The sequence below is a fragment of the Paenibacillus sp. F024 genome (assembly GCF_057814255.1).
On the sequence record NZ_JBVASZ010000016.1, the window covers coordinates 88,514 to 113,232 of the forward strand.

Genomic DNA, 24,719 nt, shown 5'->3' on the forward strand with positions numbered 1-24,719 from the left:
CTTTACCGTTTTATCGTTTCATCGTACTAAGCTATGCAAAAAGCCCGCCCAAGGAGACTTTTTATTTTGAGATCTCTGGTTTTTCACGGTATTTTACAAGATTCAAAGTTATTCAACAGATATTTTGGATTCTCTATAAGGAGGGAGAGGGAATCGGAGGATCAGCATGCCCTCGGCCAATTTGGCGGATACCGTATTCAGTTGAACGGGATAAGGAAGGCGGATGCTGCGTTCGAAGGTGCCCGTATAGCGTTCGGTCCGGATAGACTCCTCTATGCTGATCCGGTTATTCTTTATGCCTTTGATCCTTAGAGAATCTCCAGTGATCGTCAGATCCAGCTCTTCCTTTCGAACCCCGGGCAATTCTACAAGAATGAAGGTTTCATCGCTTGTATTGAATATGTCGATTGGCGGATTCCACCCCTCATTGGCAATTCGCGGAGAGTCGTTTTTTTCGTTCGGTTCCATCAGCGTATCCCAAAAGTCGCCATTGGCACATTGGTTTGCAAGCTCCATCCATTCCTTTACTTTTTTCATATTCATCTCGCTCACTCCCGAAGGAATTCCTTAAAATTGGTTGGATACCGGAGCCGATGGGTTGGCGATTTGGTCCTGATCGCTGATATCCGGGTCTACCACACCGTTAAACATTCTGGAAAACGTGGGTGACAGATCACCCAGAGCAAAATTCGATCCGACCAGCTTGGTATTGGCCGTATGGCTGTTATGGACCGTGGCGCCAATATCGATATTTCCGTTCTGCGTGACACCGTTGGTTTTCATATTGAAGATATTTATGAGATAAGGCATGCGCACATCCTCCTAAATTTGATTGGCATTGACTGTATCCGCGTTACCCGGTTGAGTTTGATCATTGACGTCGGGATCGACATATATATTTTTCATGTTCGCCATAGTTGTTCCATGATCGCCATATGAAGAATTGGAGCCTGTCGATTTTGAATTGGCCGTGTGGCTGTTATGGAAGGATTCCCCAATATTGACCGATCCGTTGTTGGAGATGCTGTTGATTTTCATGGAGAAAATGTTAATGACCGTAGACAATGGCATCCCCCCTAACCGATCTGCAGCGGTGTTACCTTAACATTATATGCGGGTGTCGGCCTAGAGATTAAGATTTTTTCGAGAACGTCTGTATGTTATGATAGGTATAAAAACATACCTGCTTGAGGAGCACCTTGGATGTATAAGAAATGGAAACCAGCGATAATAAAGAATAATGTCTTTTTCTATATTCTGATTGTGGTTCTGCCGGTATGCGGTTACAGCTTGATCTATTTGCATTTTAAATCTCAGAGCTCCTATTCCCAATTGGAAGACGAAGCTCATAGATACGCAAGCTTCCATGCCATGTATATCGAAAATTTTATCGGTGAAACGATCGGCAGATTAGAGAGTCTGGCCGTCGTTTTGAATCATCAAGAAAATCATGATCATCTTCTTGCCAATGTATTGAAGGAAATGCATGAAAAAGATCGCCGCTTTTCCGGATTCTATTGGGTGAATACGGATGGAGACATCCTAAGCAGTTCGAATCCGCTTACAGAAAAAGTTAATCTTTCGGACCGTGACTATTTACAGAAGGCTCTGCGCACAGGAAAGACTCAAATTTCGGAATCGCATTTAGGAAGAGTGACGGGAAGATATGTTTTTTCCGTTGCAACGCCGGTTGCCAATCAAGCGGGTCAGATCAAGGGTGTGTTGATTGGAAGCATACAATTGCTGGTCATGGAGGAGATTATCCGGGAATTAGTCAGGGATGAGGCGATCCAGCTTATAGACGAGAAAGGGCAAATTTTGTTTCAGACCAGAGAAATCCCCGGCGATCGTCGGTGGGCCGGCTCCTTTGTCCAGCTGGAGGCTGTGCCTTGGAAAGTCAATTCAATGATCAGTATGGATTACCAGCATTCGGTGGTTAAACCGTTTTTGCAGCAGTTAATCCTGAGCATGGTTGTGGCGCATATCTTTTTTATGTTCGTTCAAGCCTTTAGGCTTAAACGTAAGATGGCCAGAGAGCTCAGCCAGAATGAAGCGGACAAGCTGAGGCTGATCGGGACCATTGCGGCAAGCACGGCACATGAGATCAGGAATCCTCTTACCGGAATCAAGGGGTTTATCTCATTACTGGGCAAGAAGTATAAGGACGAACAGGACCAATACTACCTCTCGTTAATACAAACCGAAGTGGATCGGATTAATTCGATTGTAAGTGAGCTGCTGGTTATTGGAAAACCGACGATCGCCTCGAAGGAGATCAATCATGTCAATGATATCCTGAGGGAAATCATTCCTCTGATTGAATCGGAAGCCCATTTATACAATGTCCAGCTATCGATTCAGAAAACGACAGAACCGTTGTATATTATGGTTTCAAAGGACCATCTCAAGCAAATTGTACTCAATTTGACTAAAAATGCCTTGGAGGCCATGGAATCAGGAGGCCGCCTGTTTATATCTTCTGAAAGATCGGGGAACTATGCCTGGGTGAACATTAGGGATACCGGCAAAGGCATATCTCCGGAAAATCTTAAACATATATTCACGCCTTTTTTCACGATGAAGGAGGATGGCACGGGATTGGGTCTTGTGGTTTGCAAGCGGATTCTCGACAGCTACGGCGGGGATCTGCTGATAGACAGCCGGGAGGGGAGCGGAACGCAGGTCACTATTCAACTTCCGTTAGCCATTAGGACATAGGTTTGTACTGAAGCAAGAGGCCGACCCTGAATCCGGATCCGCCTCTTTTTGTATATTAGCCAGGAAATCGCAGCATCAAGAGAAGCGCGGCATCGTCAAGAAAATATTGCTCTATCTACTCCTTCTATTAACGGACGGCTGTTGGCATGGTTTGGGATCACCTGTAATTGAGCGATTGGCAACAGGAGAAAGCGGGCAGGATTTTTGTTCTTACAAATTAATCAAGCTGCTTCCACTTTCGCTCAAGCAAGGGAGGCACATGGCTTTCCATGTGATGGATCAACTCCGCAGGTTCACTGGAGCTGTAGAGCAAACGGAGATGCGATGCATTGGAGAAGCCTTCGCCAATGCTGTGATGAATCAGATTCATCAAAGGATCAAAATAATTTCTGATATTGAGGATGCCGACAGGCTTTTGGTGGATTCCGATTTGCGACCAGCACAAGGCCTCAAACAGCTCCTCATAGGTTCCGAAGCCTCCGGGTAAAGCAATAAATCCATCCGCCAGCTCCGCCATTTTCGCTTTGCGCTCATGCATGCTTTTTACTTCGATGAACTGGGTGAGCTCCTGATGCACCATTTCCCCGCGAAATAATCCTTTGGGCATGATACCGATCGCCTCGCCTCCGCCCTTCAGAACGGCGTTGGCAATTTCACCCATTAACCCGATCCTGGAGCCGCCGTAAATTAATCGAACCTTTTTCTGAGCAATAACCTCTCCAAGCTCGGCAGCTTTGATTTGGTAATCAGGATGCACACCCACATTGGATCCGGCAAAAACACAGATCGATTTCAACTTGTCCACCCCACACTATATATAGATGATATTCTTTTATAATATACTATATTTGGAGAATGAAAAATATGCTCAAGACGAAAGGGGCCATCATCAAGGTCGGTCAGCATGATACCGAAATAGGAAATACCGATTGCGTGAATGAAAACAAACGATTATCCTGAATAGGTGAGAGATAAATTAGGTGATGTTTAATATAAGAAAAGCTTCCGATCGAAGTCTTTTCGATGATGAACCATTCGTGGTTTAGATGAAGCATTTCTTGCGATAAAAGCAGTTGAAAATGTACACTTTATCATCATTAAAATGGGCTTTCGCCTGAGCGGCGGGAGGAATGCTTTTGGAACAGCTCTTACTGGTATTGTTCGAACGTATGGGAATGCTGCTGATCCTGATGTTCACCTTGACCCGAATTCCTCTTTTTCGGAATATATTGGATCGGGAGATGGATGTCCGGACGGGAACCGTATTTGCCCTGTTGTTTGGCTTGATCGGGATTGCGGGGACGTATTCGGGTGCCGTGGTAAGCCCGGTGGAGATCGATTCGACGTTTTGGGTGTCCGCCCTAGGACCGGATGAGATCATGGCGCATTCCGCACTCATCGGAGTGGTGATGGCAGGCTTGCTTGGCGGGGCATTCGTGGGGGCCGGGGCCGGGCTTGTGGCCGGGCTTCATGCCTTTTTGCTCGGAGGTCTTGCAGGTCCTTCTTATGCGGTTTCCACTCCTTTGATCGGACTTCTGGCGGGGCTTGTGGCCCGGTTTTTTTATGAAGAGAGGATCATCGCTCCGATCAAGGCCATGTTTATCGGGGTATTTGCCCCCATTTTGCAAATGGGCATTCTGCTGGTATTCACCACCTCCTCGGAAACGGCCATTACGCTTGTCGATCGTGTAGGCGTTCCCATGGTGATTGCCAATAGTATCGGGATCGCCATTTTTGTCGCCATGATTCAGGTTGCGCTCAAAGAAGAAGAACGCGCGGCGGCGCTGGAGACGCAGCGGGCCTTGACGATTGCTGAGATGGTTCTTCCCCATCTGAAGGAGGGGCTGACCTATACGACAGCAGAGGCAACCGCATCCATATTGATGCGTGAGCTGCAGGCCGATGCGGTGGCCGTGACGGATACGCAGCGGATCCTTGCCCATGCAGGTATCGGCACATCCCGACACGTTCCCGGGGAACCCCTCATAACGGAGTTGTCCAAGCAGGCGATCCGAACCGGTAAAATTCAGAAGGCCATACACCGCGATCAGATTCAGCCTCATCATGAAGCTTTGGGGGCGGCCCTCATCGTGCCGTTCAACCAATCGGGCCAAACCGCAGGATTGATCAAGATTTATTTCCGCAGTCCCAAACAGATCCGGAAGGTGGAGGTGGAGTTTGCGTACGGCTTCAGCAGGCTGATCTCCAGTCAGCTGACGATTGCGTTGGCGGAGAAGCTTGAAGCGCTGATGAAGGATGCCGAGCTGAGAGCGCTTCAAGCGCAGATCAACCCTCATTTTTTGTTCAACACGTTGAACTCCATCGTGACTTTAATCCGGATCGATCCGGATCATGCACGTCATGTGACGGTGCAGCTGGGCCATTTCATGCGGATGAGCCTGAAGATTACTCAATCGCCGCTGATTCCTCTTTATCAGGAAGTGGAGCATATCAGCACCTATTTGGCGATCATTCGGGTTCGATTTGCCGATCAGCTTAAGGTGGAATGCACAGCCGAGCCAGGATTGGAAATGGTGCAAATCCCGCCGTCGACGCTGCAGCCGCTCGTGGAGAACAGCATCCAGCACGGGCTGAATAAGAAATCGAGCGGCGGCTGGGTGCGGATTGAAATAAAACGGGAAGGCGAGACCGTAAGGATCGTAGTCGAGGACAATGGGTCTGGAATTCGGGAGGATTTTCTTAGCAAGCTGGGCAGCGCTCCGATGAGCGGGAGCGGGAGTACCGGCCTTGGCGTGCACAATGTAAATCAGCGTTTAATCAGCTTGCTCGGCTCTGACGCTGCGCTTTCGTTCGAGAACCGGATGGAGGGCGGGGCGCGGGTAACGTTAGTCATACCTTATCGAAACGGGGAATGGAAGGAGACATCTAAATGAAACTTCGCGTCATGCTTGCCGAGGATGAACGGTTGGCAAGAGAGGAGCTTATCTATTTGCTCTCAAAGGAGCCGGACATCGTGCTGCTCCCGTCGGCGGCAAACGGCGTTGAGGCCCTGGAGATTGCGCAAAAGCATAAACCGAACGCCGTCTTTCTGGACATCGAAATGCCCGAGATGAACGGCATTCAAGCGTCTTATCGTTTGCAAGAGCTGGATCCCCGTCCGTTTATTGTCTTCACGACCGCTTATGATCAGTATGCGTTGGAAGCGTTTCAGCTTGAGGCGGTAGATTATCTGCTCAAGCCCTATGATGAAGAACGGTTGAGACGGACCTTGGATCGCATCCGTGCCAGAAAGACGGAAGCCGGAGGCATTCCGATCGGCGCCAGTAAGCAGACGGAAGCAGCCGCGCCGCAGGCTTTCAAAAGGAACAAGCTTCTGGTCGATGACGGAGATCGTATGGTGGTGCTGGAAGCGGAGCTTTTTCTCTACGCGGTCAAGGAAGAAAAGGTAACCCATATCCATATGGCCGACGGCCGCGCTTATTCAACGAAGCAAACGCTGCATGAGCTTGAGGAAAGGCTGGGTGCCACGTTTTTCCGGCCTCACCGGAGCTATCTGGTGAATCTTGATTTTATTCAAGAGATTGAGCCCTGGTTTAACGGTGCATACAATGCCGTTTTGAAGGATGCAAACCGGACAAAGGTGCCCGTTTCCCGGATTGCGGCGAAGGATTTGATTCGGCTTTTGCAGGGACAATAACCCACCCGAAGAACAGTCTGTTGAGGACTGTTTTTCTGCAATTAAGGAACGGATTTCGACGTTTCACACCGAAATAAGACTGCATCAAAAAAGAGACGCTATAATATTGATAAAAGCGCTTACATTAAACGCTTGCAAAACGTACGCTGCACCTGATCTTACGAGGTTCAGCCCATAATATGGAGGGATTCGCAATGAAAAAGAACCAGTTAACGTACAGCGATGTTGCCCGTTCTGAGCTTTTTCGCAAGCTGATGGATGAGAAGAAACGATTTATCATTCCGATGACGCTCTTCTTTTTGGCATTTTATTTTACCCTTCCGGTTCTTACGGCTTTCTCTAATGTATTAAATGCACCTGCCGTCGGCGCGATCACATGGGCTTGGGTCTTTGCATTTGCGCAATTTATTATGACGTGGGTTTTGTGCTCGATGTATTCCAAGAAATCCGAAACATTTGACGCCATTTGCGAAGAGATCAAAGACCAATTGCCTAATGAGGAAAGAAAGGCGGGATAATCGATGAATACAGCCTTCTTGCTTTTTCTTGTGATTGTTTTCGGCACGCTTGTCATTACCTATTACGCATCCAAAAAAACCAAAACGACAAGTGAGTTTTATACGGCCGGCGGAGGATTGACCGGTTGGCAGAACGGGCTTGCCATCGCGGGAGACTACATGTCGGCGGCCTCCTTCTTGGGTATCGCCGGAATGGTCGCCTTGTTCGGCTTTGACGGATTTTTCTACAGCATCGGTTTCCTTGTCGCCTATCTGGTCGTGCTGTACCTCGTTGCGGAACCGCTTCGGAATTTAGGCAAATATACGATGGCGGATATGATCGCCGCCCGATTTGAAACCAAGAAGATTCGCGGCGTTGCAGCGATCAATTCGATCGTCATTTCCATCTTCTATATGATTGCTCAGCTGGTTGGCGCCGGGGGACTTATCGCTCTTTTGATTCCTAGTCTTGATTACACGACCTCCGTGCTCATCGTCGGCGTCCTCATGACCGTGTATGTTGTTTTCGGCGGCATGACGGCGACAAGCTGGGTGCAAATTATTAAATGCGTGCTGCTTGTCGCCGGTACGTTTATTATTTCGCTCATTGTGTTTGCCAAATTCGATTTCAGCGTCGGTCATATGTTCGAGCAAATGCGGTCTGCCACTTCGTTGAAGGAAGCGTTCTTGAATCCGGGCAACAAGTTTTCAAACGGACTCGATACGATTTCTCTTAACCTAGCCCTTGTGCTTGGAACAGCCGGATTGCCGCACATTCTGATCCGTTTCTTCACGGTAAAAGACGCGCCTACGGCACGCAAATCGGTCGTTGTGGCCACTTGGATTATCGGAATGTTTTACGTGATGACGGTGTTCCTCGGCTTTGGAGCTGCGGCTTTCGTAGGTAAGGATGCCATTGTCGCCGCCAACGCTGCAGGCAATATGGCGGCTCCTCTTCTGGCCAGAGCCCTTGGCGGAGAATTCTTGTTCGCCTTTGTATCGGCCGTAGCCTTTGCAACGATTCTGGCTGTTGTAGCGGGGCTCGTGCTTTCTGCCGCTTCCGCCTTCGCCCATGACTTCTATAATCATATTGTTCGCAGAGGCAAGGCGAATGAGAAGGAGCAGATTAAGGCAGCGAAGCTGGCTTCCGTCGGTGTAGCCGTCATATCAATCATTCTTGCTTTGTTTGCACAGAAGCTGAATGTTGCGTTCCTTGTTGCCTTGGCGTTTGCCGTCGCAGCCAGCGCCAACCTGCCTGTTCTCCTGTTCACCGTATTCTGGAAAAGATTTAATACCGCCGGAGCGGTTACGGGCATGATTGTCGGCGTACTCAGCGCGCTCATTCTTGTGGCGGTCAGTCCTAACGTTTGGGACCCGGTAGCAGGCAAAGCGATTTTCGTCGGTACGCCGCTCATTTCACTTACGAATCCGGGTATCATCTCCATTCCGCTCGGCTTTTTGGGAGCGTTCCTGGGAACCTTCCTTTCCGCGAAGCGGGATGATGTGAAGTATGACGAAATATTAGTCAAAGCGAACACGGGAATACAGGATTTGGCTCAGGCCAAATAAGGATTAGAATGCTTTGAGTCCGTATTTTTAAGCTTGATAAAACAGGGGGCCGCCTCCATCCGGACGGTGGCTCCCTGTTTTTTGTCCACGAAAGCTTTTTGGAGTACGCATCCAATCTGGAGGGCAACGGACGGTTAATGAATTTAGCTCTCGTATTTACTACCTATGAGAAAGAATTCAATTACTCCAACATTCCTCATTAAGAGAGGAGAGGAATGCATGCTGTCTAAGATTAAGGAATGGATAGCCCAAAGAGATGATCAAGAAATCAAGAAAATCCGGAAGACGATCCTGCCCCAAATCGACAAATACGTCCAACGGATTAAACATGATAGTGATTTGAATAAAGTAAGCATTGAACTGCGGAGAAGAATACGTCAAGGTGAGGATCGTCAGGATTCTCTTTTTCTGGCATTTGCTTTAGTGAAGGAAGCTGTAAGAAGAGTGTTTGGGATCACGATGTATGACGCTCAGTTGATTGGAGGCTGGTTATTATGCGAAGGGAAAATTCCCAAGATGATGATAGGAGAAGGAAAAACGATCGTTCATCTGCTCCCGGCCTATTGGTTTGGTTTACAGGATCATGGTGTACATATGTACACGGTGAATGAATATTTAGCGAAACGCGAACACGAGCAAATGGGTAAAGTATTTCAACTTCTTGGCTTATCCGTAGGGCTAAATCTTGCCGGGTTGAAGGCTCAAGCGAAGAAAGCGGCCTACCAACAGGATATTACCTACGGGACCTATACGGAGTTTGGGTTAGACTGCTTGCGCGATCAGAGGATACTGCATCCGGAACAGCGGATTCAAAGAGGGTTTGCCTATGCCGTCTTGGATGAAATGGACCGTATATTGATTGATGAAGCGCGAACCCCGCTCATGATCTCGGATCCAGTGAAAGCAGCGCCTAAACTGTACTCTGTTTGTGAGAAATTTGTACGGGGAATGCAGGAAGTAAGCGATTATGAAGTGGACCGCCAATCCAAACAAGTGATGTTTACCCCATCGAAAGCTAAGAAAATCGAAGCGGCTTTGAAGGACAATAGCCTGTATGAGCTCGACCATACGACAGTCTATCATTATTTATTGGTAAGCCTTCAAGCCAAGGTACTGATGCAGCGTGACGTAGATTATATTGTAGCGGACGACCGGATCCATTTCATAGATCCTCTTACGGGACGCATAATAGAAGGCCGGCAATTCAATGACGGCCTGAGGCAGGCGATTGAGGCAAAGGAACATATTCCCTTGAGCGAAGGGAATCAGGCCGCAATGACTGTCCAGAAGCTGCTTGGTTTATACAAGCAAATTATAGGCGTAATAGAAATGATGAAAACAAAGGCGGAGGAGCTGAGGGGTATGTATGATCTGGAAGTGGTTACGGTTCCGTCCCACCTGCCCGTCACCCGCCGCAGTGACACGGAACTGCAAGTGAGCCGATACTGGATAAATCAAGCGCGGCAAGGTTAATGCAGCGGTAACTTCATTCGCGTTAAAAATAGTATGCCAAAGCCGGGCCTGCGGGGACGGCTTTTTGCATACGGGCTAAGTCAGCGCGCTGCAGAAAAAATGTCGTTAGTTGTCAAATTACGGAATTCTGATATAATTAGCTAGAAGCTGCTTTTATAAGAAAACCTTTAACGAAGCCATTCATGGATGAGCGACCGTGATTCATAGGCAGGTTTTCTTGAGATAAAGAAAGTGTTCAGCTCCGCTGAAATTGTATACTTTCTTTATTGTTAATAAAACTTGATAAAGGCAAAATCATCGAAAGGTGATGACGCAAAGCTAAAGGGGCTAAGGTTTTAAACTATGCCAGCCAGTTGCCAAGAGAAGCTTAAAACACAGGCTTATCTTTGCGCTGGAAAAGATAAGCTTTTTTGTGTTTTTAAAGGTTTCTATTCAAAAGGAGGCGTATGATGAGAAAGTTTCGTTATGCAATGCATGTATTCATGACTTTATTGCTGGTATTCAGTTTGGCGGGGCCGGGGTTGGCTGCCCAATCCGAAGGGGCGGAATCCAATACGGGCCGCACCACGTTAGACCTTGATTTTAATGACTCGGAACAAGCGGCTTGGGCAACCGAATCGATTGGGAAGATGAAATCCAAAAATGTATTGTCCGGGTATGAAGACGGCAGCTTCCGTCCTAATCAGCCTGTCAGTCGAGTAGAAGCCGTGGTTACGGCTGTACGGCTCATGGGATTGGAGGAGCAGGCTAAAGCGAAGCCGGGCGACAGCAAGCTGCATTTTAAAGACGCATCGGTTATCGACAATAACTACAGCTGGGCCAAAGGGTACATCATCGTTGCTTTGGAACAGGGACTTTTTGATACTGCGGAAGACCAGCTTCAACCGAGTACGCCGGCCAGCCGAGTTTGGGTAGCAGGCCTGCTGGTAAAAGCTCTTGGGCTGCAAAAAGAGGCTCTCAGCCAAATGACGGCCGTGCCGGATTTCAAAGATGCCGGAGATGTTCCTGCCGGAGCGGTCGGATATGTAAACGTAGCCGTTCAGCAGGGTATTGTCAGCGGTTACCCGGATGAAACGTTCAAGCCCAATAATAACGTTACACGCGCGGAGATGGCTGCGCTGCTTGTAAGAACCAATGACAACTTGCTGGAGCAATCCGGAGCGATTACCGTCAAAGGAACCATCACGGCCTTGAATTTCGACCGTAATGTGACGGACAGCGTCTATTCCGGCACGTATGGGTCGATAACGGTTCAAACCTTTAATCAAGATTCGTTCACCTATAGCATTTCGCCGGACCTGGCCGTTGCGTACAACCAGCGTTTTATTCCGGCATCCCAGCTGCTTGTAGGTGATGTGGTGTCTCTGACTGTTGAGAATGACGTTGTGTTGGAGGCAAGCTTCATCAACAAAGAAAAGGTCGATGAAAAGACAGCTGGAATCAATGGGTTTAATGTGGAAATCGAGTTTAAGAACGGCAGTGAGATCGAATTAAAGTATAAGAATAAGGATGGCCAGATCCGTGCCGAGGTTGAAAAGAAAACCAAAGGTGAAAAAGGCAAGGAAAAGCAAAAGGGTGACGAAGCGGTTCAAACCGCAGATGATGTCCTTAAGCAGGCTGGGCTTACGCCTCAAATGACGAAGGAAGAGATCGTCAATCAAGTATTAGCAGCGTTGGAGACCGAGTCCAGCGAGGTAAAAGAGCTGGAAATCGAAATTAAGTTCGCTAACGGCAGTAAAGTTGAAGTAGAATGGGAACACGAAGAGGAGAAGTCTGAGAAAAAGTCCGACAAAGAAGAGAAGTCCCGTAAAGACAATAGAGAGAATAGAGAAAGAGACAATAGAGAGAATAGAGAAAGAGACAATAGAGAGAATAGAGAAAGAGACAATAGAGAGAATAGAGGCAATGAAGACAAGGGACAGCGGCCGGAAAAAGAAGCGAATGCTTACGGGATCGAAAAGCTGAAGCTGGAGGTCGAGCTGTCCGATAAGCAGAAATTAAAGCTCGAATATAAAGACGATGACGGAAAAGTCGAAGCCGAAGTGGAAAAGGATAAAGAGAACGTATCCGGAGATCAAGCCATCGAAGCGATAAACGAGCTTTTCGAACAAGCGAAGCTGTCTGACATGATGGACCGAAGTGAAATTCAAGAAAACATGCTCACTTACCTCCAAGCAGAGGAAAGTGATGTAAAAAAATTCGAGCTGGAAATCGAATTTTCAAGCGGCAAAAAGGTTAAAGCTGAGTTTGAGAACGACAATGAAGGCGACAATGACGACAACGACGAGGATTAACAACGATTGCCCCTAAAGCCAAACACCTCAAACCACTTCGGTGGCTTGGGGTGTTTTTGTAATTGTATCCCAAGCTGCCGTGAAATAGGATTGACGGATATGCAAGCTTAAGCTACAATGAGCACATAACCAATAAAACACACCTAAATAGTTGGATATAAATTCGGGGAGAAATGTGGGATTTCTTTGTCAATTACTATAGTGGCTATTGCGATTGCATTGTTTTTTGCCATGAATATCGGGGCAAGCGGCGCGGCGGCGACGATGGGCGTAGCTTACGGCAGCGGCGCGGTCAAGAAGAAATATATCGCGCTTAGTTTGGTTGCTGTCGGCGTATTCCTCGGTGCCTATCTCGGCGGAGGTGAAGTCGTCAAAACGTTGGGTTCGGGCATTATTCCATCGGATCTGCTGAATGTACATTTGGTCATTATCATCTTGCTGGCAGCTACCGTCACGTTATTTAGCGCAAACTTGATGGGAATCCCGTTATCCACGAGCGAGGTCACCGTCGGTTCGGTCGTGGGAGTGGGTGTTGCCTACGAGGTGCTGTATGTTAAGAACATACTCGTTATCGTGTCGTTCTGGATCATTATTCCGATTGTGGCCTTTCTCCTGGCCTGGGGCATGGGATATGTCATTCGGGGGCTGGAGCGCCGTGATGCCAGATGGAAAGGCGAAGGGGACGGCTGGTGGAAGAAGGGCCTTATGCTCCTTGTGCTTGCCGCCGGATTTATCGAGGCTTTTTCAGCCGGCATGAATAACGTTGCAAATGCCGTAGGCCCTCTCGTAGGCGCAGGCTTGATGAGCGTAGGAAACGGGGTGTTCTGGGGAGGACTTTTCGTTGCGGCGGGAGCTCTTCTCCTCGGAGGAAGGGTTCTGGAGACAAATGGAAAAAAGATTACCCGGATGTCTTTGCTGCAAGGAACAGTTATTTCCGGAACGGGGGGTACGCTGGTCATCATTGCCTCCCTCTTTGGCCTTCCCGTACCGCTTACACAAATTACAACAACGGCCATTATGGGCATAGGTACGGCGGACCATGGTTTTCGATTATGGCAAAAAGGCATTGTCGTGAAAATATTAAAGGTTTGGCTGGTATCTCCACTGCTTTCCCTTGTAGTTTCCTTCACGATGGTAAAGCTGTTTATGGAGCCGGAGCCGTATCTATTGGTCGTGATGGTGGCCGTGTTCATTTCTATAATAGGGGTCAAAAGCCTTTATGATACCGTGCAGGCCGAAAGGCGTGCAATGAACGATGAAGGCGGAGGCATTTAAATAGCAGTTGCGGGAAGGGAGCTCAAGACGGGCTCCTTTTATGCATGTCTGTTGAGCTTAACTCACCAAGACCTGTCCTTGGCAGGCTAAAAGTTTTGTTTTTCTTTGAGGCCAATAGGATTATAATAAAAGGACATCCGTCGCTTAAGGAGTGATTACGATTTCAGCGTTCAAAGCATTGGTTGTGGAGCAATCGGACAATGAGGTAACCAGCGTTATCCGCAATTTGACAATCGAGGATTTGCCGTCAGGTGAACTTCTGATTCAAGTCGTCTATTCAAGTATCAACTATAAGGACGCATTGGCTTGCATCGCAAATGGAAACGTTGTCAAGAATTACCCTTTTATTCCCGGTATCGATCTTGCGGGTATTGTAAAGTCCAGTACAGATGGCCGGTTTCAAGAGGGAGACGAGGTGCTGGTTACGGGATATGAGCTGGGTGTGAGCCATTACGGAGGCTTTAGCGAATATGCCAGAATCCCTTCCAAGTGGGCGGTAAAATTACCGCAGGGTCTTTCCGTCAAAGAAGCGATGATATTCGGGACCGCCGGCTTTACGGCCGCTTTATCGGTACAAGAATTGCAGGATGGCGGCGTGAACGTTGACCAAGGTCCGGTTCTGGTGACCGGAGCTACAGGCGGAGTAGGGAGTATGGCTGTGGCTATGCTTGCCAAGCTCGGATACGAAGTTGTAGCCAGTTCAGGGAAAGCCGACCAACAAGAGCATTTGATGAAATTGGGAGCTGCGCGGGTCATTCCTCGGGAAGAGCTTGCTCCCGAGAAGATTCGGGCTTTGGACAAACAGCTGTGGGCCGGCGTTATCGATTGTGTCGGCGGGAAATCGCTTTCGTATATTCTCAGCAGCACGCGTTATGGCGGAACGGTAGCCATCAGCGGTTTAACGGGAGGCTCAGAGCTGGCAACGACCGTGTTTCCCTTTATCCTCCGCAGCATACGACTGGTAGGCATCGATTCCGTCATGGCTTCGATGGACAAACGGGTTCGCATATGGAATCGCTTGGCCTCGGAATTAAAGCCGGATATGTTGAACGGCATGTATACGGAAATCGGATTGGAGCAAATTCCTGACGTCGTTCAAAGCATTCTAAAGGGCCGTGCGCAAGGTAGAACGCTGGTTAAGATCTAGTGCTGCAAGGATGATAAATTCGACATTCATCAGATAAAGCGGTGATCGCAGAGAAGGCCTCTGGATGACTGCTTTTTTTCTTTTGCGGCTTTATTTTTGGAACATATGCATTTAGCTTGAGTAATAATTAATAGATTAAAATATTAATTTCATTTTATGTTACTTCATAGTATGATGTGGGTAGAAAAAATCTGTTACGGAGGATCCTCTGCTATGGCTCCCATTCAACTTGGATTGTACCTAACATCTAACAAAGTGGATATGCCCTTTTTTTTACAAACAGCGCTTAAGCTGACTGCGCTGATCGGAGGACTTCATCAGCAAGGCATTGATCAGCTTAACGTGAGTCCGGAGAATATATCGTATGATCCGCAATCCGGACAGATAGAGGTGATCGACTTGAGCTTAAAAAGCCCGGATGCGTACATATCACCGGAGCAAACCGGCCGGATCGGACGTTATGTCGATCACCGCAGCGGTTTGTACAAATTAGGCATCACCTTCTATGAAATACTCGCGGGACATCTCCCTTTTGAAGCCAAGGATAATAATGAATGGGTATATATGCATTTGGCCGTCCGTCCTAAACCGCTTTGGGAAATACGTCCCGATGTTCCAAAGGTTGTCTGTAAACTGGTCATGAAGCTGCTTTCAAAGAATGCGGAAGAGCGGTATCAGAGCGCACTTAGTCTCAAGCTTGATCTGCAGCGATGCAGCAGGGAATGGAATGAATCCGGCGCCATTATTCCTTTTCCTTTAGGTGAATTGGACGAAAAAAGCCGGTTTAAGCTGCCGCAGACGTTATATGGACGGGAAGTTGAGCTGGAACAGCTCCTTGCCTTATTTGAACGGACCTGCAATGGCTCCAAGGAATTACTGTATATCAGCGGACGTTCCGGCAGCGGAAAAACGGCGCTCATCAAGGAATTTCAATCCAGGATCGTCCAGCATAAAGGCTATTTCATCTCGGGCAAATTCGATCAAATGAAAAAAGAAATCCCTTACACTCCGATTATTCAAGTGCTGCGGGAATTGGTTCGCCATGTGTTAAGTGAGGACCCGGGACGGATCCTTAAGTGGAAAAGGAAGCTGAAAGAAGCGTTGGGTAAAAGCGGAACGGTGATCACGGAGGTCATTCCGGAAGCGGCTTTCCTCTTAGGTGAACCCAACCGGTTGGAGGCTCTTCCATCCGTCGATGCGATGAACCGGTTTAAATTTCTCTTTATGAGGTTTATCAAGGTATTTATAGATAAGGAACGGCCGCTGGTTCTTTTCTTTGACGATATGCAGTGGGCCGATCAAGCCTCGCTCGATTTTATTAAGCTTCTTGCCGCAGATCCGGGCAGCCGTTACATAGCTTTGATTGGAGTAGGGCGGGTGAACTCTTGGGAAGAGGGCCCTATGATAGAGGAAGCGGTGGACAAGTTTCAGAACGAAATCGAGGCGGGTATTCAAAAGCTGCATCTTGATCCTTTAGGCTTATCGAGCATTACCCACATGCTGGCCGACACCTTGCAGGAGAGCAGGGAAAGGGTCAAAGCCTTGGCGGAAATCGTGTTTCAAAAAACGGGAGGCAATCCCTTTTATCTCACACAATATCTCTATTCCGTTTATAGCGATCGGCTTCTTCGGTTTCATATGGAAAAAAGGGAATGGGAGTGGGACCTCGATCGGATGAAGGAACGGGATTTGAGCGATGATGTCATTGGGCTGATTCTGGAAAGGCTGTATAAGCTGCCCGAAGATACGCTTCGCGTATTGAATCTGGCGGGAACGCTCGGAAATACATTTGATGTGAGGACGCTCGCTCTTATCTGTGCTCAAGACGTGGAAAAAACCTCCGGGGATGTCTTGCCGGCGCTGGAGGAAGGCTTGCTCTTGGCAGTCAGGGGCTCGGATTCAGCAGCTGGCCATGAAACGGATCGGGTATGGGAAGAGCAGAGTCAAATCTATACCTTTTTGCACGATCGGGTTCATGAAGCGGTATACAACCTGATGCACGAGGAAGAGCAAAAGCGCCTTCATTTGCACATCGGCCGTACGCTTCAGCAAAGCTGGAGTCCGGAGAAACAAACGGAGCGGATATTCGAACTGGCGTATCATTTGAATAAAGGCAGCGAATTCATCCATGATGCTAATGAAAAATACGAGCTGGCCAGGCTCAACCTTCAGGCCGCCATCAAGGCCAAAGCCTCTATTGCCTATGCTTCGGCCTTGGGTCATCTCCAGGCGGGCATGGCATGCCTGCATGGAGAAACCGCAGAAGCCAACGCATCGTTAGTCTTCCGTCTATTGATCGAAAGACCGGAATGCGAATACTTTTGCGGATATATTGAACAGGCGGAAGCGACGATTGCGGTGCTTTTTGAGCGCGCCGCGGATCCATTGGACCGGGCGAAGGTGGCTCTGATTCAAGTTGAAATGTATGCGTATCTGAAGAAAAAAGAAGCCTTGACAGCAGGCTTGAAAGCCATGAGTGAGCTCGGCTTGCATATTCCTGCCAAAGCGGCAAAGGCCTCGGTCCTTTGGAAGGTCATCCAAGCGAATTTTATATTGAAAAAGAAAAAAGATCAGCTTGCTGATTTGCCGAAAAGCCAGGATCCCTATCAGCAGGTTTTGGCTGAGCTGACGATGGCTGTGGCTTCCTCTGCGGTGATTGAAGACCCTGAATTGTCGGTTATCCTGTTTGCATCCTATGTGATGCATGGATTGAACCACGGGAAAACAGAAGCCTTCCCGTTCATCCTTGGTTCTTATGCTACCGTGCTCTGTCTAGGCTTCGGAAGGTATCAGACGGGCTACCGGTTAGCGGAGATTGCGCTTGAGCTGTCCAAAACGTATGAACATCCCAAAGTGAAAAGCAGAATTCATTTTATTTTCGGTCTGATTTTGCAATATCAAGACCCCAAAGCTTCTGTGGAGCATTTTAAAATCTCAAGCCGGTACGGCTTGGAAGCCGGAGATATGAATTATGTCGGGTTCTCTATGGCCCTGCTTGCCAATAATGCTTCCGGCGATTTGAATCAACTGAAGGTCTTGTGCAAGGAATACTTTGAAACGGCATCCCGCTTTTTGGATTCCATGATCATGAGACATCTTCAAATCGTAACTCAATATATTGCAGCGCTTCAAGGATTGACCCGGGACCGAACGAGCTTCAGCAATGAAAATTTTGACGAGGCATCGTTATTTAAGGAAGCGGAGGTCAGCGTAACGCAAAAGAAGCAGTATTTTTATTATTATGCTTGCAAGACGGAGGTTTGCTATTTATTTGGTTATTACGAGGAAGCGATGGCTTGGGCCAAGGAATCGGAGATCAAAAGCGAAAAAACGTATACTCCCGTCATGATTCACAAGCTTTGGCTTTTTCATTTTCTGGCTCTCACGGCCCAGTATCCCCAAGCGGACTGGAAACAAAAGCGTGCCTGGCGAAAAAGGCTTGCAAAGCAGCTTCGACAAATGAAACGTTGGGCCCGCCGCTGTCCTCAAAGCGCATTACACAAATATTATTTGATGGATGCCGAAATGGAGCGGTTAAAAGGAAACGATCTTAAGGCACAGCAGCGGTACAATTTGGCCATAGCTTCTGCAAAGGAAGAAGGCTTGATTCAATATGAGGCGATGGGAAGCGAACTTGCCGCCAAATATTATTTGTCGGGGGGGAATGCTGCGCTGGCTAAGGCTTATATGCAGGAATCCGCTCGTCAATACCGTATTTGGGGAGCGACGGAAAAAGTGAAGGCTTTAGGAGAAGCTTATCCTGAGCTGTTACCGGCCGCGGTTCTGGATGAGCATATCGCCGGAAAGGGGAGCCCTGCGAGCGGGAATGCTCCCGCCTTAAAGGAAATCATCAAAACCAATGAATCCAGCGAAGTCTCCATCATCAATCGGAATTTTGATTTAAATACCATTCTCCAAGCCAGAACCTTGGCCCCAAATGCCGAAAGAAATATTCTGGAGCCATTTTTGGATTTGGCCATGGTTTATGCGGGCGCTGAAAGAGGATATATACTTCAGGATACCAACGGGGAATTTAGGGTGCTGGCGGAGCTGGATAAAACATGGGAGCCAGAGGAACACGGTCGTGTCTTGGCGGATTTTGAGAAGGGGCGTCATTTTTCCAAGGCGGTGGTTCAATATGTGATCCGCACACAGGAGTCCGTGCTTTTAAGCGAAGGCTCCTATGAGTTATTTGCATCCGACCCGTACATGGAAAGAAAACAGCCCAAGTCGATCCTGTGTATGCCCATTCATTATCCAGGTCATTTCAAGGGAGCGGTCTATTTGGAAAACAATCTGATTTCTGGGGTATTTACCGAAGATCAGACCGAACTATTGGATATTGTTTTAACGAGGATGCTTTATTTGAATGCCGTCCGTATGGAGCCGGAGCATCAGGCGCAAAAAGCAAGCAGGAGAGAGCGCTGATGAATCTGAAGCGTTCACACGATGCTTACTTTTCAAGAAGCTTACCCCGTGGTCTGAATAGAGCTTCGGTCCATTGGGTAAGACCCGGGATTTCAGGGGGGAGAATCAGCAGAGCGGCGAGCGCCCATCCGGCAGCAGCCGGCGTAATTAAGGCCGCTTTTTCCTTTTTTTGATCAGGATTGATTTTCCGCCATTCATACAAAACAATGAGAGCCGCGACAAGTGTAACTCCGCATAAAGCTCCCCATTTCATTCTTCCCTCGCCTCTTTTTTCACCTTTTTTCAGGTAAACCTGCCGGTGTAGTAATGGTCCCTGGTCTTTAAAATCGTGGGGGCCTTGGTAGTCCAAGCTATTTTTACTAATTTCGTCACTTCTATGCTTCCTAGGCATCTGCAATCAGAAGGGAAACGAGTCATCATGTAGAATTAATATGGCATAGTCACAAAAGATCGAAGAGTTCATCTGCTGACCGTTCGAAGGTTGTAGAAGGTGAGAGAGGAGAGATTCGAGTTGAAGTCAGTCACAGTAAAAGATTTGGTGGATCGCTTCTCATTAGAAGTGCTTGTAGGGGAGTCGCAATTGCATCGGACCATCCCAAAACCGCGGGCATATCGTCCGGGACTCGAATTTGTAGGATATTTCGATTTTTTTTCTCATGCACATGTTCAAGTGCTGGGTCGAAAAGAAATCAATTATTTGCATACACTGACTGAGCACGAACGAAATCATCGCATCGGAAATATCGTAAAATATCATCCGCCTTGTTTTGTCGTCACCCGCAGTCAGGAAGGGCTGAAATATTTGCTGAAATATTGTGAAGAAGAGGGAATTCCGCTGCTTCGCACGCATGAGCCCACATTCCGTTTTCTTGAACTGGTCGATGCATACCTGGCCAAAGCGTTGGCGCCGCAAATTGCCGTCCATGGCGTTTGTGTCAATGTATCCGGAATCGGTATTTTGCTTCGCGGCAAATCCGGAGTCGGCAAAAGCGAGACCGCTCATACGCTGATTCGCCGAGGGCACCGGCTTGTGGCCGATGATATCGTCGTTTTGCAAAAAATCGGTCCGGAGACGATTTTGGGTACGCATGACGGCAAAACGAGGGAGTTTCTGGCTCTTCGCAGTATCGGGCTGATCAATGTTTCCCGACTGTATGGGCGCAAAGCGTTTCAGGATGAGACCCGCATTGTTCTTGATATTGAACTGACGAAATGGCAGGAGCATGCTTTGAACAACGAGTTGGAGCTGGAGCCGAAATACACCGAATATATGGATATTCGAATTCCTCATATCGAAATTCAGCTTCAGCCGGGAAGAGATGTGGCGGGACTGGTGGAGGCGGCGGCCAATAACTGGTATCTCCGTCAGCAGGGCTACAGCGCTGCAGAAGATTTCATGAAACGATTGGAAAAAGGGTAGTGAAGGCTGATATAAAAAAAACAGCCTCCAATGGTCATTCGGAGAGCTGTTTTTAAGGTTTTACCTTTTATAACTGTTGACGAGGACCGGGAGCATCCTGGTGTCGCGGATCATAGATGAAGAGCAAAACGGACAGGCAGGCTGATCCTCAAAGGAAAAATCATCTCTCATCCAACAACTGCACCCTTCTTTGCTGCACGTCCAAACCGCGGTTTCATCCTGTTGCAGAGGCTCTAGGCCCCGTTTGGAAAAATACATGCTTGTTCCTCCTTGGCTTATCAGGCTTGAACTAAAAAAACCGCCCTTCAGGACAGTTCTATGAAGGGAATTTGTTGCAGATCGTTCACATGTGTAGCTGCAGAAGGGTCCCCATTTCCTTTATTATAATATGAGATATAAAGTCTTATTATATACGAATTTTTATTATAGCATAAAAATTGCGATTATAGTAGAGGTGGAATATCGACTTATTGGTTTTATAAGCAATAGCACATCAGAATTAGTGCATAGGAGGTTATTATGCCAGCAGAAAATTACAAACTGAATGTGTTTGACTCCAAGCTAGAGCCGTATCTGACGGATTTATACAAACAGCACCGGGAGCGCGCTGCGCAAATCGATTGGAGCTACCACGAATATATCCCCTGGGAACAAGGCCGCAGCTTTAAAGAGCTCCCATGGTCCATTGAGCAAAGAAAGCTTCCTGACCCTATTTATACCGCGGTGGAAACCTCGCTTTTGACGGAAGTTAATTTGCCATTTTTCTATCATCATTTAGCGGTTACGTTTAAAGGGTCGTTACAGGTACTGCAGGATTTTGTGCACACGTGGGTTTCGGAAGAAGACCAGCATTCCTCCGTATTAGAAACCTATTTGATCATTACCAGAAATGCGGATCCGAACGAGCTGCACCGGTTACGCAAAATGGTTGTTGAAGGCGGTTTCGTGCCTGATTTTGATACGGCTATGGAAACGATGGTTTACACGGCGGTTCAAGAGCTCGCAACGATGGTCTTTTATTATAATGTAGCGAAGTCGGCAAGCCCTTACGATAAGGATTTAGCCAGACTTCTCCGCAGAGTGGCTAAGGATGAGACGCTGCATTTTGCTTTTTATCGCGATGTGGTCAAGGGGTATTTGGGCGTAGATCATAACTTTGTGTACTATATCCATAAAGCGATGACCAGCTTTGCCATGCCGGGCAAGCACATGCCGTTATTTAAAGACCGGATGGATACGATTGCCCAGGATGCCGGTTATGGTCCGGTAGCTTACTTCAATCAAGTCTTCGATCATCTGATCCAGGTGTGGGGCATCGATAAACTGCAGCCAAGCCGAAGCGACGCGGAGAAAGCCAGGCAGGATTTGCTGGGATATCACCTGAAATTGAAACGAATCAGCGAACGATTGGCCGCTAAGGGGATGAGCTGAGTCGGTAAATAGAAGAAAAGCTTCTGATCGAAGCCCTTGCGAAGAAGATACATTCTTGGTTTAGCGGAAGCTTTTCTTGAAATATCAGAAAGGTGAACCTTCGATTCAAATGTATACTTTCTGATGTTATAGGAAAAGACACCCCGAGCGGGTGTCTTTTTTAAGGATAGGCCAATGCAGCTTGCAGTCTTACCTCTTCATCCATCCGGTTAATGCCTCCAAAGGCTCTTTATCGTCAGTTCCGCGCTTGTACTGCTCCACCAGCTTATCCAGCCTGCCCGTCTGATATCCGTAGTCGTACATGGCTCCCGCCACAACCGACAATCGGAGCTTGCCTTCCCGATGCTCCGCGTAACGTTCCATCAGCGTGTTCATGAATCCCTCGTTCGCTTCTTCGAACTCGGAGCCGTTAAGACTCTCCGGTTTCAATTTATCGTCGAACTTCAGCAGTACATGCTCATGATACTTAATCAGTCGTTCCAAATGCTGATCGAAGGCTTGATCGGTCTCCGGTGTCCGGGCGGCGGGGAAATAGTGTTCTTCCACCACATCGAGTACTTCCATTCCCTTATGAAGGGTATACAGCATCTGTTTGTAAATGACGAGATTGCGTGTCTGGCTGTATTTCGCGCGGCGCAGCTTCTTCAGTTCTTCTTCAAAAAGCTGGTATTTGTCCGACAGCGACTTCATGGCTTTTTCCAGCCCTTGCTTTTCATCGCGAAACACATTCTCTTTGATTTCATCGGAGATCGCGGTTCTAAGCAGAAGCGACATTTTTGTAAATACGGATTGAATTTGAGCAAGGAACTGCTCTCGGGGCTTAGGCGGGAAAAACAGGATGTTGATTAAGGACGCCGAGCCGATTCCGACTAAAATAAGAAGGAAGCGGTTGAGCGCGAATTCCCAATGTCCTGAAGCTTCCATGACCGCTACGACAGTGACCAGGGTCAGTCCGATGCTTTCTTCCATTTTCATTTTGAGGCAGATCATAATAACCAGGATGCACACGAGACCGATGGCAATCGGTTCGCTGGAGAAGAACATGCCTGCGAGCAGGGCGAGTGCTGCTCCGAGCGTGTTGGTCTGAATCTGCTCCAATAAGTGGCGCCATGAGCGATAGATGGAAGGCTGCATGGCAAAAATAGCCGCGACCGCAGCGATCACCGAAGGCGTAATTTCGAACATGCCGCTAAGAAATATAGATAGGGTAACGGCGATACCTGTTTTTAATACTCGAGCGCCAAAGGCCACAGAAACCCCTCCAAGTGGTGTTCTTTCAGAATGCTGCATGAAAAGCTTATGGGGCAAATCATTTATGGCATACATATTCAAGTTTATAAATCAAAATGTGGAAATTGAAACAATAATCACAACCCTTATGCAAATTAAGAAAAGGCCGTTCACGTTTACGATTATAATCCTATCGTACCTATCAGACAAGATGGGGACAAGCCGGACGGGCGGCAGATGCTCTAAGCGGGCTTGCCGGGCTGAACCGGGGCGAACGACCACTGGTACAGAATATAAAACAAGCTGACGGTTAAACAGCTGCCAAAGAGGACGTCGGAAGCATAATGGGCGCCGATTACGATCCGGCTGTAGGCGGTCAGTACCCCCCATCCTACGGCGGCGGCAAGAACGACCGTACGCCAGAGCTTTTGTCTCAGCGGTACGAAAAACAAAAGGGATAACAGCACCCATCCATTGGCCGCATGCCCTGATGGAAACGACCGGTGCCCCTCGGCACCTTGCGGAGCATACCATGCCATGAAATTGGAATGGTCGGGCAGTAAATCACGAAACCGGATTCTTCCCCAAGACAGCTTTAGTGCATGAACGAGAAGCAGTTCTCCGATAATGAGCGCAAGTGTGATCCAGACGGCTTTCCGATGCTTTAACAGCCGCTGCTGCGGGACGTGATGAAGCAGCAGCTGAATGACGGCCATCGCCAAACCGGCAATGAGCAGGATGATCGGGAAGGAGGAAAAGGAAAGCTCGATTCCCAACCACCGATGGACTGTTAAATAGCCGATCACGCAGCCTGTAAGGACGGCGGCCGATCCGCTGATGATCATCAGGGTGGATCGAATCGCAGGCGAATAGGTTCGTGCCGTATGAAACAAAAAATTCGCCCCGGCAAATAAAAGCAGCAGTGCCGGATGTTCACCGAAGACTTCGAAAAAATGAGCCCAGCTTGATCTCGGATCGACAAGCGCCCGGGAAATCTCCAGATCGGTAAAAGCGAAGACGACGGCCAGAAGGGCCCAGACTGCAATAAACAAGCCTGCAAATAAAATCTCTCTAGAGGTCATGGCTCCTCCTTGGTTCAATGAAATCTCCCATCCATTGTACACATTCACCCAACCGTATGTATAGTCCGGCGGAATGCTCCCTATTCATAATTCATGCCATAAAAGGAAAAAGTAAAAGCATTCAACCGGAGAGGAGGGTCAGCATGTCTTCAAGCCGAAACCATCAAGGAGCCCATGGCATAGGGCAGGCGGAGGAGCAGTTGAACAACCAGGCTCAGGCGGCCGAGGCTATGCAGGGGCCAAGCGAGTTGGATCGCAGCGTCATCGCCGAGGCTAATCGGGAAGATTCCGAGCTGGATGAAATCATCGAGCCTTGAACGGCTCGGACAAGATCACAACACTGACTTCGGTCGGTGTTTTTTTATTTTCCGGCGTGCCCAGCTAAGCACGCATCTTCTAGCCGGTGAAAGTCCGGTCGCGGGAGGAGCCAAGTCCCCGCGTAGCTAGGATACTTGCGTATGGCGAAATCTGTGCGTAAAAGCGTATCGACGAAAGTA

Annotated in this window: 21 protein-coding genes and 1 riboswitch; of the genes, 13 read left to right on the top strand and 8 right to left on the bottom strand. The window is 48.2% G+C overall.

Features of this window, described 5'->3' with window-relative positions; all coding sequences use genetic code 11:
• Positions 1-108: 108 nt before the first annotated feature.
• Genes ACZYR9_RS17200 through ACZYR9_RS17210 form a run of 3 tightly spaced genes read right to left on the bottom strand, consistent with a single transcriptional unit; the run spans position 109 to position 1,071 of the window.
• Entirely contained in the window at positions 109-543 is a 435-nt protein-coding gene (locus tag ACZYR9_RS17200; RefSeq protein ID WP_488979717.1) for an Hsp20/alpha crystallin family protein, read from the bottom strand.
• A gap of 24 nt (positions 544-567) precedes the next feature.
• Positions 568-810: a spore germination protein gene (locus ACZYR9_RS17205; RefSeq protein WP_488979718.1), complete on the bottom strand. Its 243-nt coding sequence runs from the start codon at positions 808-810 to the stop codon at positions 568-570.
• 12 nt (positions 811-822) lie between these two features.
• Entirely contained in the window at positions 823-1,071 is a 249-nt protein-coding gene (locus ACZYR9_RS17210; protein WP_488979719.1) for a spore germination protein, read from the bottom strand.
• A 132-nt stretch (positions 1,072-1,203) separates the two neighbouring features.
• Between ACZYR9_RS17210 and ACZYR9_RS17215 the strand changes: the two genes are divergently transcribed.
• Complete coding sequence (locus ACZYR9_RS17215; protein ID WP_488979720.1) at positions 1,204-2,718, top strand: ATP-binding protein; 1,515 nt, start codon at positions 1,204-1,206, stop codon at positions 2,716-2,718.
• Positions 2,719-2,935: 217 nt separating this feature from the next.
• On the opposite strand, the gene ACZYR9_RS17220 is transcribed toward ACZYR9_RS17215, so the two are convergent.
• Positions 2,936-3,514 (bottom strand): LOG family protein, encoded by a 579-nt coding sequence (locus tag ACZYR9_RS17220; RefSeq protein WP_488979721.1) that lies wholly within the window; start codon positions 3,512-3,514, stop codon positions 2,936-2,938.
• Positions 3,515-3,848: 334 nt separating this feature from the next.
• Here ACZYR9_RS17220 and ACZYR9_RS17225 point away from each other — a divergent pair, with 334 nt between their 5' ends.
• The 9 genes from ACZYR9_RS17225 (at position 3,849) to ACZYR9_RS17265 (ending at position 19,059) form a co-directional block, all read left to right on the top strand.
• A complete protein-coding gene (locus ACZYR9_RS17225; protein WP_488979722.1) occupies positions 3,849-5,612 on the top strand; it encodes a LytS/YhcK type 5TM receptor domain-containing protein in 1,764 nt (587 codons plus the stop codon).
• Entirely contained in the window at positions 5,609-6,376 is a 768-nt protein-coding gene (locus ACZYR9_RS17230; RefSeq protein WP_488979723.1) for a LytR/AlgR family response regulator transcription factor, read from the top strand. Before ACZYR9_RS17225 ends, ACZYR9_RS17230 begins: the two co-directional genes overlap by 4 nt.
• 194 nt (positions 6,377-6,570) lie before the next feature.
• Positions 6,571-6,894 carry a DUF485 domain-containing protein gene (locus tag ACZYR9_RS17235; RefSeq protein WP_488979724.1) on the top strand — a complete coding sequence of 108 codons (324 nt, stop codon included), beginning with the start codon at positions 6,571-6,573 and terminating at the stop codon, positions 6,892-6,894.
• 3 nt (positions 6,895-6,897) lie between these two features.
• Positions 6,898-8,442: a solute symporter family protein gene (locus ACZYR9_RS17240; RefSeq protein WP_488979725.1), complete on the top strand. Its 1,545-nt coding sequence runs from the start codon at positions 6,898-6,900 to the stop codon at positions 8,440-8,442.
• A 219-nt stretch (positions 8,443-8,661) separates the two neighbouring features.
• The gene (locus ACZYR9_RS17245) at positions 8,662-9,915 is read left to right on the top strand and encodes a preprotein translocase subunit SecA (RefSeq protein WP_488979726.1); all 1,254 of its coding nucleotides are present in this window, start codon (positions 8,662-8,664) and stop codon (positions 9,913-9,915) included.
• 277 nt (positions 9,916-10,192) lie between these two features.
• A riboswitch (cyclic di-GMP riboswitch) is annotated at positions 10,193-10,276 on the top strand.
• An 88-nt stretch (positions 10,277-10,364) separates the two neighbouring features.
• A complete protein-coding gene (locus ACZYR9_RS17250) occupies positions 10,365-12,209 on the top strand; it encodes an S-layer homology domain-containing protein (protein ID WP_488979727.1) in 1,845 nt (614 codons plus the stop codon).
• 186 nt (positions 12,210-12,395) lie between these two features.
• A complete protein-coding gene (gene cysP, locus ACZYR9_RS17255; RefSeq protein ID WP_488979728.1) occupies positions 12,396-13,484 on the top strand; it encodes a sulfate permease in 1,089 nt (362 codons plus the stop codon).
• Between the two features lie 160 nt (positions 13,485-13,644).
• Positions 13,645-14,631 carry an acrylyl-CoA reductase family protein gene (locus ACZYR9_RS17260; protein WP_488979743.1) on the top strand — a complete coding sequence of 329 codons (987 nt, stop codon included), beginning with the start codon at positions 13,645-13,647 and terminating at the stop codon, positions 14,629-14,631.
• Between the two features lie 213 nt (positions 14,632-14,844).
• On the top strand, positions 14,845-19,059 hold the full coding sequence (locus tag ACZYR9_RS17265; RefSeq protein ID WP_488979729.1) for an AAA family ATPase: 4,215 nt from the start codon (positions 14,845-14,847) through the stop codon (positions 19,057-19,059).
• Between the two features lie 25 nt (positions 19,060-19,084).
• Here the strand turns inward: ACZYR9_RS17265 and ACZYR9_RS17270 are convergent, their stop codons facing one another.
• Complete coding sequence (locus ACZYR9_RS17270) at positions 19,085-19,312, bottom strand: hypothetical protein (protein WP_488979730.1); 228 nt, start codon at positions 19,310-19,312, stop codon at positions 19,085-19,087.
• 258 nt (positions 19,313-19,570) lie between these two features.
• Between ACZYR9_RS17270 and hprK the strand changes: the two genes are divergently transcribed.
• Positions 19,571-20,479, top strand: coding sequence for an HPr(Ser) kinase/phosphatase (gene hprK / locus ACZYR9_RS17275; RefSeq protein ID WP_488979731.1), 909 nt, complete (start codon positions 19,571-19,573; stop codon positions 20,477-20,479).
• Positions 20,480-20,539: 60 nt separating this feature from the next.
• Here the strand turns inward: hprK and ACZYR9_RS17280 are convergent, their stop codons facing one another.
• Positions 20,540-20,737 carry a cold-shock protein gene (locus ACZYR9_RS17280; protein ID WP_488979732.1) on the bottom strand — a complete coding sequence of 66 codons (198 nt, stop codon included), beginning with the start codon at positions 20,735-20,737 and terminating at the stop codon, positions 20,540-20,542.
• Positions 20,738-20,998: 261 nt separating this feature from the next.
• On the opposite strand from ACZYR9_RS17280, the gene ACZYR9_RS17285 reads away from it, so the two are divergent.
• The gene (locus ACZYR9_RS17285) at positions 20,999-21,910 is read left to right on the top strand and encodes an acyl-ACP desaturase (RefSeq protein ID WP_488979733.1); all 912 of its coding nucleotides are present in this window, start codon (positions 20,999-21,001) and stop codon (positions 21,908-21,910) included.
• Between the two features lie 189 nt (positions 21,911-22,099).
• Here ACZYR9_RS17285 and ACZYR9_RS17290 read toward each other — a convergent pair whose 3' ends face one another.
• Complete coding sequence (locus ACZYR9_RS17290; protein WP_488979734.1) at positions 22,100-23,161, bottom strand: FUSC family protein; 1,062 nt, start codon at positions 23,159-23,161, stop codon at positions 22,100-22,102.
• A gap of 221 nt (positions 23,162-23,382) precedes the next feature.
• A complete protein-coding gene (locus ACZYR9_RS17295) occupies positions 23,383-24,222 on the bottom strand; it encodes a phosphatase PAP2 family protein (protein ID WP_488979735.1) in 840 nt (279 codons plus the stop codon).
• Between the two features lie 143 nt (positions 24,223-24,365).
• Between ACZYR9_RS17295 and ACZYR9_RS17300 the strand changes: the two genes are divergently transcribed.
• Positions 24,366-24,539 (top strand): hypothetical protein, encoded by a 174-nt coding sequence (locus ACZYR9_RS17300; protein WP_488979736.1) that lies wholly within the window; start codon positions 24,366-24,368, stop codon positions 24,537-24,539.
• The last annotated feature ends 180 nt before the right edge of the window (positions 24,540-24,719 follow it).

What these genes read in the sequence shown, in the direction of transcription:
- ACZYR9_RS17200 (WP_488979717.1), bottom strand. Translation starts at nt 543, where the DNA reads ATGAATATGAAAAAAGTAAAGGAATGGATGGAGCTTGCAAACCAATGT.
- ACZYR9_RS17205 (WP_488979718.1), bottom strand. Translation starts at nt 810, where the DNA reads ATGCCTTATCTCATAAATATCTTCAATATGAAAACCAACGGTGTCACG.
- ACZYR9_RS17210 (WP_488979719.1), bottom strand. Translation starts at nt 1,071, where the DNA reads ATGCCATTGTCTACGGTCATTAACATTTTCTCCATGAAAATCAACAGC.
- ACZYR9_RS17215 (WP_488979720.1), top strand. Translation starts at nt 1,204, where the DNA reads ATGTATAAGAAATGGAAACCAGCGATAATAAAGAATAATGTCTTTTTC.
- ACZYR9_RS17225 (WP_488979722.1), top strand. Translation starts at nt 3,849, where the DNA reads ATGCTTTTGGAACAGCTCTTACTGGTATTGTTCGAACGTATGGGAATG.
- ACZYR9_RS17230 (WP_488979723.1), top strand. Translation starts at nt 5,609, where the DNA reads ATGAAACTTCGCGTCATGCTTGCCGAGGATGAACGGTTGGCAAGAGAG.
- ACZYR9_RS17235 (WP_488979724.1), top strand. Translation starts at nt 6,571, where the DNA reads ATGAAAAAGAACCAGTTAACGTACAGCGATGTTGCCCGTTCTGAGCTT.
- ACZYR9_RS17240 (WP_488979725.1), top strand. Translation starts at nt 6,898, where the DNA reads ATGAATACAGCCTTCTTGCTTTTTCTTGTGATTGTTTTCGGCACGCTT.
- ACZYR9_RS17245 (WP_488979726.1), top strand. Translation starts at nt 8,662, where the DNA reads ATGCTGTCTAAGATTAAGGAATGGATAGCCCAAAGAGATGATCAAGAA.
- ACZYR9_RS17250 (WP_488979727.1), top strand. Translation starts at nt 10,365, where the DNA reads ATGAGAAAGTTTCGTTATGCAATGCATGTATTCATGACTTTATTGCTG.
- ACZYR9_RS17265 (WP_488979729.1), top strand. Translation starts at nt 14,845, where the DNA reads ATGGCTCCCATTCAACTTGGATTGTACCTAACATCTAACAAAGTGGAT.
- ACZYR9_RS17270 (WP_488979730.1), bottom strand. Translation starts at nt 19,312, where the DNA reads ATGAAATGGGGAGCTTTATGCGGAGTTACACTTGTCGCGGCTCTCATT.
- ACZYR9_RS17280 (WP_488979732.1), bottom strand. Translation starts at nt 20,737, where the DNA reads ATGTATTTTTCCAAACGGGGCCTAGAGCCTCTGCAACAGGATGAAACC.
- ACZYR9_RS17285 (WP_488979733.1), top strand. Translation starts at nt 20,999, where the DNA reads ATGCCAGCAGAAAATTACAAACTGAATGTGTTTGACTCCAAGCTAGAG.
- ACZYR9_RS17295 (WP_488979735.1), bottom strand. Translation starts at nt 24,222, where the DNA reads ATGACCTCTAGAGAGATTTTATTTGCAGGCTTGTTTATTGCAGTCTGG.
- ACZYR9_RS17300 (WP_488979736.1), top strand. Translation starts at nt 24,366, where the DNA reads ATGTCTTCAAGCCGAAACCATCAAGGAGCCCATGGCATAGGGCAGGCG.